Raw genomic sequence first — 12,264 nt, forward strand, 5'->3', positions numbered from 1 at the left:
CCGGTGCTTCTGTATCTTTTTCCTCTTCTTTTTCTACTACGTTAACGGTTACTGTTGTACTTGAGCTATTTCCTGATACATCTGTTGCCGTTACTGTTACTTGAATTTCCCCTGCCTTACTTGTATCATACGCTCCTACTGTTACTACTGGATTCGGATCTTTATTATCACTTACTTCTACTAAATCTCCTGCATTTAAGCTATCTCCTACATGTACAGTTACACTCTGTTTTGCTGTAATTACCGGTGCTTCTGTATCTTCTTCCTCTTCTTTTTTTACTACGTTAACGGTTACTGTTGTACTTGAGCTATTTCCTGATGCATCTGTTGCCGTTACTGTTACTTGAATTTCTCCCGACTTACTTGTATCATAATCTCCCACTGTTACAACTGGATTTGGATCTTTATTATCACTTACTTCTACTAAATCTCCTGCATTTAGACTATCTCCTACATGCACTGTCACTCCTTGCTTCGCTGTGATTATTGGTGCTTCTGCATCTTTTTCCTCTTCTTTTTCTACTACGTTAACGGTTACTGTTGTACTTGAGCTATTCCCTGATGCATCTGTTGCTGTTACTGTTACTTGAATTTCCCCTGCCTTATTTGTATCATACGTACCTACTGTTACTACTGGATTTGGATCTTTATTATCTGTCACTTCTACTAAATCGTCTGCACTTAGACCATCACCGACATATACTGTCACACCTTGTTTTGCTGTAATTACTGGTGCCACTGTATCTTTTTCAGGTTTCTCTGGTTTTATTGTACCACCATCGTTACCATCACCGCCTGTTGGTGGTTCTGTACCTCCTCCACCATCGTTACCATCGCCTCCTGTTGGTGGGTTTGTATCTCCTCCGCCATTATTACCATCGCCGCCTGTTGGTGGGTTTGTATTTCCTCCACCATCGTTACCATTGCCGCCTGTTGGTGGGTTTGTATCTCCTCCGCCACTAAAGTCTCCAGAAGCTGGTGACTTTTTATCATTATTAATTGGAGGTATTGAATTATCAGCACTAGCAACTCCATCATTGATATTTAGATTGCCACCAAATACAAAGTTCTTACTATCCTTATTATCCGAGACAGAAGGATTTTTTGTTGCTGATGCTATTGAAGTATTTAAATCTGAAAAACGATTATTTGATTTATCACTGTCAATAACTGATGCTAGATTTCTATCTGAATTTATAGCCGCGGTCGCAATTGAATCCGTTAAATCATCAAATTTCTTTTTGGTTTTGTTATTTTCAATGATTCCGGCTAAATTTTGATCTGAGCTACGTTTTGCATTATCAATGATTTCATCAAAATCATTAGTATTTAAATTCTCAGTTGTTTCATCCTTACTTTCATCCTTTTTTTCATCTTTCTTCTTTTCTTTTTCAGTATCTTTTTTCTTTTTAGATACTGATGCTGTTTTGGTGCTCTTTTTTTCCGAAGAAAACAGCGAGCAGCCTGAAACTACCCCAACACTTAGGGTAGTAGCAGTAGTAGCAAATAAAACTTTCTTAAAAATTTTCGAATAATCTATTGGCACAATCAATTCCTCCCCATTACTTAATCTGCACTAATAGTTGCTACAGAGGTAGCAGAACTATCAGGTGCAGGATTGTTAATTTTTTCAAGTAAATCTTTATTTCCAACCTTCTGAGCAAACTTCTTAGCTTCCTCAGATTTATTTAATTTCAAATAACTATTAACAATAATTCCTTCTCTTCTTCCATCTAGTGGAACATGATCTTTTAATTTAATAACTTCTTCATGTTTGTCATCTAATGCTGCAATTTCAAAATTAATTATTGGATTTTTTGTTTTAAGTTCTTTTACTTTTTTCAAATTATCTACAGCTATATAATATGAAACTACTGATTCTGCAAAATCTTGCTCTAAATCAATAGCCTTTTGCGCTTTACCGCTTAAAAGATATGTAAATAAAACTGCCTTTTTATCATCTTTTCCTAACTTTTTATAATCCACTTTATCAAATTCCAAGGCAGCATCTTGATATTTTTGAACTGCAGATAATCTTAATCCATTTATTAAATTTACATTAACTTCTAAACTATTTACATTATTTGCTGATGCAGCCTGTGAATTTTTCATATTGGTAAAGGCAAAACCTGCTACTACTAATAAAACAATTGATGCGACCCCTATAATAGCGTACTTATATTTTTTCATATAATTTAAGATTCCTTTTTTATCAAGATCTATTTTCTCTTCTTGTTCAAATTTAGTTTCATTTGACGGATTTGTTTCTTTATTTAATATGACTTCCTCACTTTCTGATTCTCTTTTGGCTACTACTATTTTTTGTCTCTTTTGTGCTTCTTCTATTTTCTTCTCTTCCTCTAATCTACGTTTTCTTACTTCTTCAAGTTTTTTCTCCTCTGCCTTACGACATGCTTCCAATTCTGCCTGTTTTCTTGCTTCTTCCTCTACTTTTCTACGTGCTTCCGTTTCTGCCTGTTTCTTTGCTTCTTCCTCTGCTTTCCGTCGTGCTTCCAATTCTGCCTGTTTCTTTGCTTCTTCCTCTACTTTCCGTCGCGCTTCCACTTCTACTTGTTTCCTTGCTTCTTCCTCTACTTTCCGTCGTGCTTCCAATTCTGCCTGTTTCCTTGCTTCTTCTTTCGCTTTTCTACGTGCTTCTTCTATTTTAAATTCACTTTCAGAAGTGCCTGACTGTTTTTGAATTGTTGTAATCCAATCAAGAGCAGGATTATTATTTGAAACCTCATTTTTAGGTGTACATAAATTTACACTTTCTTCGCTTTGTTTCAGTGGTTGTTCTAAATGCTCTTGCTGAAATTGCTCACTTACTTGATCCTCATGGAAATCCCCATATTGTTCTTCTTCCTCTGCTAGTAATCGTTCCCGTCGTTCTTTTTCTTGTCTAATCCTTTCTTTAATTACGTTTCTTTTTCTATTATTTTGCATATAACAACCATGGCCTCCTTTCTATTGGTACCTCATAAATGAGAGTAATTAAATTATTTATCCTTCATAATTAATCATGAGATATTTCTTTAGAAAAACTAAGGGAAAAAAGATAATATTATTTTTTTAAGCATGATATATAAAAAGAAGGATAAACAGGTAGTACCCATTTATCCTTCTTTTTTATTTTACATCTACTAAGGTTATATTACATGTTATACCCTTAATACATCACTTTGTTTCCACCTTTTAGATACAAAAAAACCTCATAGTCTCGTATTATTACAAAATTAAATAACAATTTTGTAATTCACGTTACTCGAGGGGCAAAATTTTGTGAAATAGATATTAAAAAATACAATACGCTCGTTACACTGTATATTCTGATAAATACGAATATATAATTTCACGCCATATAAAGTTCATCCATTACTTTCAACTTTTCATGTAATAGATTAAAAATTTCATCTTTATAGTCGCATTTCTTCAATCTATTAATCGCTTCATCTTTTAATTGTGATACCCTTTCAGTTGTAATCATAAGTGCTTTTGCAATTTCTTTATGCAAATGAATTTTACCATCTAGTAGACCAAAACATAGATTTAGTACCATCTTTTGCTTCGGATTTAATACTTCATCAAATATTATCCATATCTCGTAATTCAAGTCCTCCATTATCATCTCATTTGTGGAGGGAATTGCTGAATTATCATTACAGAATGAGTTCAGTATACCTATATCTTCATTTATTGTATCTATATCTAAAGTCATAGTAGTAACCCGATTATAATATACGTTGTGTCGAACTACCTTTTCTCTAGTTACATCTAACTCTTTTACTACCTCTTCAACTGTAGGGATTCTGTTGTGCATTTGTAAATATTTATCTTCGATTTCAACATATTTCACATTAAATTGATTCACATAGTTAGGGATTTTAAAAGGCCCAGATTTTTTTTTACATATAAACCCTAACATACTCTTTTTTATCCAACAGTAAGCGTATGTAGAAAAACAATAACCTAAATCAGGATCAAAATCCTCAATTGCTCGCAACATTCCCTCATTACCTTCTTGAACCAAATCATCAAATTCTATTTCTGGGTGCTTCTTTTTATATTTTCTTGCAATAGATAGTACTAGGCCTATATTTACATGGAACAAATATTCACGTAGATCCTTTTCACCATGTTTGTACCTTCGAAATAAATTTAAACTCTCTTGCTTTGACAGTACTTTATAATTCCAAATCTCCTTAACTTCAAAATTTTCATCCTCAGGTTTAACCAGCGACCCAATACTTCTTGCAGTATTACCTAAAGTTATAGTTTTTGTTAGTGATTCCTCTCGATTTAAACTGCTATATGATTGATTCATACATATTCCTCCTTTCTGTTTTTTAGCGAAGTGTTTCTAAAAATATTTTTGTCTCTTCTTGTAAACTGTTTATTAAATTGCAATCCTTTGCACATATATTAGCAACTTCTTTTCGTGATTTCGTCTTTTTTAACTCATTATATATATCGCATCCTTTACAGATGCTGCTGATGCTTTCCATTATTTCTAACTGTTTTTTTCTTTCATATAAAAACTGTTCTTTTGATTTCTTCCTATCAACTTTTCTCCCCATTTGATTCACCTCGTATAAATGAATAGAATTTAGCAATTAAAGACTACTATTGATACTACATAGATACGAAACTTCCCCATTAGATTTATTCCAAAATTCCCCTATATATAATATATATACGATTACAAAAAATGTAAAATTAATTATTAGAAAAATCTCAAAACTTAAAGATATCTATTTCGTCATTATCTTCTTATAGTGGTGTTACATATTTTTATATAAATCTACTTTAATACTTTACTTAAATATCAAAAGGAATTTCTATTTTTTAATATTCATTCAAAACTTAATAATGCTATCCTTTCATTGACAAGTTAGTTTCCTCTTTGAACAATAGCGTTTATCTCACTTTCTCTATTGCTGGAATATAATCGTTTAACAGTAAATCATCTAGCCCCTTTCCAAGATTAATATCCCAACTTGCATAATTAATACTTATTCCTTCTTGATAAAGCGTTTGCGCACATTCTAATAACGACCACTGAACATCTGAATTTGTAATCATATCCATATCTAAAGCGAAAGTTGCCTGTTTAACTCCCATTTTTTTTAATGGTTCAATTAATATTCTCCATACTTTAACCCCAGGTATTGATACGACTGTGGTACCATACATTAATTTTTCCTCATTTGTTAGTAGCTCGTCTAAGTTTTCTGCAGCAACATCAGACTTTAGACTCCCTTCTGAAATCCATACATTATCCTTTTTTATTAATTCTCCACGTTCCCAATTTTTCAGCTCTCGACCAGGTACTGCTACATGTATTGGCAACGGGTTCCCAACTCCTGTTCCATGAAATCTCCCACCTGAGCTGATCCAAATATATTTACTTTCTAACTTTAATTGTACTTCACCTAATTTTTCACCCTCATAATTAATTTCATACCATTCTTTAACATCGACTTTATCTTTAAATATAGACTCTATCTTCCCATTGATTTTATAGGTCACCTCTATAGTATTGGGTTGCTCTATAACTTCTGCCTTAAAGCTTGGTTTATGATTTTTTACAACTGTCATATATTCAGGATCATCAATTCTACATTGAAAACCGCATATCTGATTATATATATTTCTCTGCGGTATTAATAAAGAATCTCTCCTTCCTGCAAACGTGAAATATCTTCCATCCTTCGTTTTTTTTGCATAAAACCCTGGAATTCCAACAATATAGCTTGTTTTCCCTCCTACTTTTTTTATTAACTCTTTCGTAGTATCCCAAGGTTTAATAGGAAAACTTTTGTAATTTCTAACATTTATTACTTCCCTTGTAATCCTACGTTTTGATCCCCTTAACATTTTAATATGTTCATCTCGCACGTCTAAAGATTCTAAGAATAAAGTGTAAATAATATCAAGGGTGTAATCATTTTTCTTCCTATGTTCTTTAATCATCTGATCTTGAGAAAAGTCATATCCCCTTTTTTGATCTTCAGCTACTATATGCAAATAGCCTGCTTCCCCGAATACTGTTTCTGATGAAATTCGTCCACATATTATTTTGGTTTCAGAATCATTAACCATGCACCATCCTTGCTTACCACATATAGGGCATGTTGTTCTATAATATTCAAACCATCTCTCATTACTCCCCTTATTCATGCTTCTCACTGGTCTTAATATTCTACTTGCTGCTAACTTTTCAATTGACATAACATCTCTCCTTTTCCCTTAATCAAATAAAAAAGCCCTTTGGAATACGGAGGTTAAATACCACACAAACGTGTAATTTAATCCGTAACCCGAAGGGCTTCATGTAATCACTAGAAAATAAAAAATTTACGTTTTATAATAAGAATATACTAAAAATTATAAATTCAATCTAGAGGTTAATTATAATATTCTTTACTTAATCAATAATCTTCTAAATATTATTAAACCCCACACTATAATTATACATGGGCATCTCACTATTTAACTCCTTTTGGACCTTTTGAAGCGAGAACTTCTTCAGAATCAGATACTATTTTAGCAATCTATATTTACCAAGCTATAAGGATACCCGTTATTAACAGTTTACTAATGTTTCTCTGCTGAATTTTTTTGATACAGTATATATACCCTACTAACCAATTAATTGCACTATTAAGCGCATTCTTGTTAACAATAATCCATTCCATGTAAACAATTATCATAACTTTATATCTTGTCCAAAATTAATTAGTCCTAATTTAAAAAAATTTAGACCAAGGACCATAAAACAATCAAATAATTATCAATCTCATGTTGATATCAACAGAAAATCAATACATCTTACCCATATTTGAAATTGACATATCAAACGAGATTAACATGTCAACTGAATCGCGCCAACTTAAATGCTAGTATCTATGAATTAACATTAACATAACATTAACAAGCGGACGCTTATCAAAAATATTTGTGCCTATCAAAACTTTAAGATCTATATTAGTTAAACATTAGCCTATTGCAACGGATTGTATAGAAGTATGTTAATTAATAAACTAGCATTGAAAATGTTTCAATGCTAGTAAGATATACAAAAGAAACAACACGAAACTATCAATCTCATGTTGATACCAATGGAAAGATAACTGATTTTTAATCTCTCATTTGTTATTAACATGTTAACTGAGATTAACATGTTAAGTGATTATTTTCTCTTGTTATCAATATCATTCTGATTAATATTGACATAACATTAACAATTCGGTATCAAAAAGAAGGAATGTTTATAACTTTCGAGATTTCAAAATCTATATTGGCTGAAATTTTTCTTCTGTGGTAGTTTTCTTGAAGCGAATCTAGTAACGATCTATCCTAAAAAATGTTTCGACACTATCAAAACATAGTTAAAGATTTAATCGAGTAATAAATGCTGACAGCAATTCAATGATTTTTACCCATTATTTATCATTTACATATAGTTAAAAAACAGCACATATAAAGGAATACAGTCTGTATTGTCAATTTCATATCAACAATTTGGATTTAACATTGATATAACATTGATAATTAAGTAGTTGAAATACGCATAAATGCAGGTCTCGAGTCTTCGAGATCTATATTTATTATAAATTTACCTACCACCACAGTTTTCCCTTTATTTATCATTGATATATAATCTGAGATTGACATGTTAAGCATTTATTTTCTTTTGTTATTGATATTATTCTAATTGATATTGATATAACATTAACAATGAGGTGTCGAAAAAGGAGAAGTATTTATGGCTTTCGAGATTTCAAAATCTATATTGATGAAAATTTTCTTCTGTGGCGGTTTACTCAAAGCGAATCTAGTGACGATCTATCCAAGAAGATGTTTTCACACTATCAAAAAATACTTGAAATTTCATCACATTAATAAATGACGACAGCAATTCAATAGTTTTCACACCTTGTTTATCATTGACATATAGTCTAAAAGCCAAACGTAGGGAGAAATGCCATTTTAATTGTTAATGTTATATCAACAATTTACATTTAACATTAATATGACATTAACAATTAAATAACTAAAATGGTCATAGAAGCACCTTTCGGTTTTTCAATATCCGCATTAGTTAAAAATTTATCTACCACCATGTATTTCTATAAAAAAAGAAAACACCCTAAAAGAACTCTAATTGTAGCTAGAAACCAACAAGAACTCCATACAATTGATAGTTTCTTATTAGTAACACAAAAAAATAATAGTTTTCTCTTCATTTATCATTGATATATAACCTGAGATTGACATGTTAATAGGGCTAGTTATCAATTAATGATAGCTTCATAACAACTATCACCAATACGTATTAACATGACATTAACAACTATTAATTCTAAAGTTGAGAATATACATACAAATAGAGTTTTAAGTTCTACATTTATTAAAAGGCTTTTTTCTATAGCGAAATCCACTGGATAAACCGGAGAAGATATCATTCTTGAAAGCATTTTGATAGTGGCTAAAAACAATACATTGCTTTTTATTACTTCCGATTTAAGAGTACCAATTGTATGAATCAATTTTGATTATATAGAGATCACTTGTAAAGGGCGGTGCACTCTAGAAAAAACGAGTTTATATTAAGCCGTATTAATAGTAATTCAATAACCTATAATAACCTTCATGTGCATTCTAAAGACCTACTGAAACCAATTAACTATACAGTTCTTAGCTTTCTACTACCAAATATCTTAAATAATAATAAATATAGGCCTTTATTTATTATTAGTATTGGCTTTTCGCTTTACATTTATACATACTTTTTAGCTTTTAAGTCTTTAAGTTTAATACTATATCCTCATAATTTATTTACAAATCACTAATATTTTCTTATCATTAATATATTGTAGACTAATTTGTTAATTTCATAGCAACAATAATCATTAACAACTAACGAATTATTAACAAGATATTAACAATAGTTAACTCCAAACCCTTTATTTATCAACTTTATGTTAACAAGTAATGCTTTACATATTAATGATACATTTCATGTGAATGTCAATCAATAAAGGGATTCGGGTTTATATTACCGAAAAAACACTTAACATGTTAATCTCACTTTATATGTTAATTCCATTTTATTGTGGCCATTATATTTCAAGGAGGTATAACGATGATTGAACAAGATAACAAAAATACAAATGAACATATGGAGTCAAATAATACAAACTCTAGTCATGAAGATGCTTTTGAAAAAGCTTGGCGAATAACAGAGTTTTCAAAACTAGTAGGCCGACATCATAACACTGTGTACAATTGGTTCAATACCCTAGAGGAAAAGGGGTTACACGGAACATTAAGAACCAATAATACAAATGAAAAGCTATATAACACACTGGATTTAGACATAGCTTTATTTATTAAGCTAAAGAGGGATGAAAAGTGGTCGCTAGATGCAATTATTGAGCTTTTACCACATCAATTCGAACTAAGACCAGTTTCTCCAGAAAATCAAACTAGTGAAGTCTCAACCCCATTAAACATGCAGGAAGCTGCAGCGACTATTGAGAAAATAGTAGAGCAAAAGATTCAAATGCATTTACAAAACATTGAATTAGAGTATCAAGGAAAGTTTGAAGATGCTATACGTGCGGTGCTACCTGAACCAGAAGACCCTGAAATGTTAAAAGAGCGCCAAAGACAAGAAAGACTAGATAATATGATAATTCAACATAGAGCACGTACAGAGTTAAGAAAACAAGCTGAAAGAGAGTGGAGTGCACAACCAGAAGAAACTCGTATTAAAAAAGTTGGCTGGTTTAAAAAAGAGGAAGATCTCGCAAGAAAACAACTTTTTATAGAAAACTATATTGATGAGAACATGATTGAATATATGAAAAGTGTAATGAAAACAGAAAAATAAGCCTGGAAAATCCCAGGCTTATTTTTTATTTTGATCCAAACATCTTATCTGGATCCATAAATGCTGCTAATTCTTCATCATTTTGTGCTTGTGGCTCTTCATTTTTAACTGGTTCTAATTCAAAGTAATCACCAAAGTTAATATTGAAATCATCCTCAAAGTCTTGCGCTTCAATTGTATTAATTTGAGACTTTGTATAATGGATTTGGCTTTGTTTTTCTTTAAATTCATTATATTCTTCAACTAATCCTTTAGATAATCGTGATGGTAGTGCATCTGTCTTATAGAAAGTATACACGCTGCCCATAAAATCATTTTTACTGACTAAATAACCATTAAAAACAGTTCCATTGATTGGCAGTTTATTTGTCACTTCTACTTTTGCATCATCCATAAATGAATCATCAATGTTCTTCTGTTCATCTAAAATTGCTAACATCCCAAAATGATGTACCTTTGATGCCTCTAAATCTCCATTTTCATTTGTCTTCATCAGGTCAATAGGGTGATGGAATGAGCTTCCTTTCAATGATTCTGAGAACATATCTACAATTTCTTTACTGTTTTCAATTTGATTCATATTACGTGAAACCTTATTAATTACTAAACAGCCTGTTCTTTCTAGTAAAATTCGTTTAAAGTCCTGAGAATCTAGAATTACTGATGTTCCTGAACCATTTGCAGCTGTATTTAACTCATGAATAATATCTCCAATGCGTTGGTTTGCATAGTCTCGTGAGTTTCCAATGCCTTTTTTCTCATTTTCGTTTAATCCCTTAAACTCATCATAGAAGTGTTGGTTATCTGCAAATACAACAAATGCAACGCCTTTCGCTGGATCATTAGCTAACTTCCAAATTTCTTGTGAAAATTTGTTCACCTGTCTTAGTACATCAGGCCCATCCGCTCTAACTGGAAGTGTAACTACAATACCCATTTTAATGAAATCTTTACGCTCAATAGCATTATTGAAAGCAATTCTTGCATACTTTTGTTGATTTTTTATTAATTCTTCTCTAGGAATTTTCATTGCCATACTTTTAAGTTCTTCAGCAATTACAGGTTTATTATGAAAAGCGGAGAATTCTTCAATTGCTTGAATAATTGTAGATGTACCTGTACCACCGCCTAAACCTGCAAAAAATAGTACTAATTCATCAGTTGGTCTAACACGTTCCGTTATAAATTCTTTTAGTTTATCTTTAGCTTCTTCATTAGATTCTAAAACCTTTACAGCACGCTCAGGATTCTTACCTAAACCACCTAATTTTAGTGAAACTTGGTTACTTTTCGGCACATTTTTCAGTTCAGCTAAATCCCCATCATTACTATTCAATGCTAGGCAATTATAAACTGCTGTACCGTCTGTATGCTTATACTCAGCAAACTTATCTACCATTCTAGTTCCAGCTTGACCAAAACCAACCATAGTCATTTTCACAGCTACTTCGTTTTTCAGAAAGTTTTTTGCCATTATTTTATCTCTCCCTTATTCTCATTACTTTTTTTACGTTTCCCTAATTCAACTAATACTTGTTGTCCCCTAATAGTTGAAATTAAAAACTTATACGGATGCATAATTTTTTCTGTTATTAATGACATTGAAGCTAAAGTAGCAACACTACCTTCTGCCGATCTTCTTGAAATGTTAGTTCTTTCAAGTTCTAATGAATAGGATTTACCCTTAGGTTTCTTTACTCTCCTATCAATAACAACACTTTCTACTATTTCATTTATTGAGATTCCTCTCATATACTTTGTCTCTTGGTATTGTTTGTTTACTTGAGATCCTATGTAATGAAATACATTGTAGAGTATTTCGTCTCCTTCAATAATGTCTGCAAACATTTCCACAACTTCTTCAGTGAACTTGTTTTGTTTATATTTTTCACTTAATACCTCGTTCAAGTTGTCCCCCCCTTAAAACGTTGGTTAATTATTCCTAAAAATATATTACATCATTGTAAGACGTATATCAAGTCATTATATATAAGCCTTATATTAAGTTGTTATATACAAGACTTATATAACATTTACAAAATATAAAATCGAAACAATGTCCTATATATCAACGTCAAATATATAAGACGTACATGAAAGTCGTTCATATAAGCAGTAAATAAAACATGTAAATATCAGGTTTCATATAACTAACAATAACTATTAAATAATAAATATGAGTGCAGTATTTATGTATATTTTTTCTGGAATTATAATTCCAATATATAATACCCCTAAAATAACGTACTATTATCAAGGTTATTTGTTTTATACGTCTTACACATACAAACTACATATAAGACGTATGGACAAACACTTATTATTCTGTCTCTTATACACATCTGACGCTGCCGACGAAGCTAGAA

The 12,264-nt window shown here is 31.3% G+C and carries 8 protein-coding genes; 1 reads left to right on the forward strand and 7 read right to left on the reverse strand.

Features of this window, described 5'->3' with window-relative positions; all coding sequences use genetic code 11:
• The 5 genes from JDS92_RS27680 to JDS92_RS27700 all read right to left on the reverse strand — a co-directional run.
• A partial coding sequence (locus JDS92_RS27680; protein ID WP_199632863.1) for an adhesin occupies positions 1-1,546 on the reverse strand: 1,546 nt, incomplete at its 3' end.
• 20 nt (positions 1,547-1,566) lie between these two features.
• On the reverse strand, positions 1,567-2,946 hold the full coding sequence (locus JDS92_RS27685; protein ID WP_199632864.1) for a cell envelope integrity TolA family protein: 1,380 nt from the start codon (positions 2,944-2,946) through the stop codon (positions 1,567-1,569).
• Between the two features lie 406 nt (positions 2,947-3,352).
• A complete protein-coding gene (locus JDS92_RS27690; protein ID WP_199632865.1) occupies positions 3,353-4,324 on the reverse strand; it encodes a sigma-70 family RNA polymerase sigma factor in 972 nt (323 codons plus the stop codon).
• Between the two features lie 22 nt (positions 4,325-4,346).
• Positions 4,347-4,577: a hypothetical protein gene (locus JDS92_RS27695; RefSeq protein WP_199632867.1), complete on the reverse strand. Its 231-nt coding sequence runs from the start codon at positions 4,575-4,577 to the stop codon at positions 4,347-4,349.
• Positions 4,578-4,917: 340 nt separating this feature from the next.
• Positions 4,918-6,231, reverse strand: a complete 1,314-nt coding sequence (locus JDS92_RS27700; RefSeq protein WP_199632868.1) for a DUF3854 domain-containing protein — start codon at positions 6,229-6,231, stop codon at positions 4,918-4,920.
• Positions 6,232-9,148: 2,917 nt separating this feature from the next.
• On the opposite strand from JDS92_RS27700, the gene JDS92_RS27705 reads away from it, so the two are divergent.
• Positions 9,149-9,898, forward strand: coding sequence for a terminase gpP N-terminus-related DNA-binding protein (locus JDS92_RS27705; protein WP_000572413.1), 750 nt, complete (start codon positions 9,149-9,151; stop codon positions 9,896-9,898).
• A 25-nt stretch (positions 9,899-9,923) separates the two neighbouring features.
• Here JDS92_RS27705 and JDS92_RS27710 read toward each other — a convergent pair whose 3' ends face one another.
• Together JDS92_RS27710 and JDS92_RS27715 are read right to left on the reverse strand one after the other, a co-directional pair.
• Positions 9,924-11,372 carry an FtsZ/tubulin family protein gene (locus JDS92_RS27710; protein ID WP_199632870.1) on the reverse strand — a complete coding sequence of 483 codons (1,449 nt, stop codon included), beginning with the start codon at positions 11,370-11,372 and terminating at the stop codon, positions 9,924-9,926.
• Positions 11,372-11,806, reverse strand: a complete 435-nt coding sequence (locus tag JDS92_RS27715; RefSeq protein ID WP_001006721.1) for a hypothetical protein — start codon at positions 11,804-11,806, stop codon at positions 11,372-11,374. The genes JDS92_RS27710 and JDS92_RS27715 overlap by 1 nt, the downstream gene beginning before the upstream one ends.
• Positions 11,807-12,264: the final 458 nt, after the last annotated feature.

The organism is Bacillus cereus group sp. N12, from assembly GCF_016483575.1.
Classification (GTDB): Bacteria; Bacillota; Bacilli; order Bacillales; family Bacillaceae_G; genus Bacillus_A; species Bacillus_A toyonensis.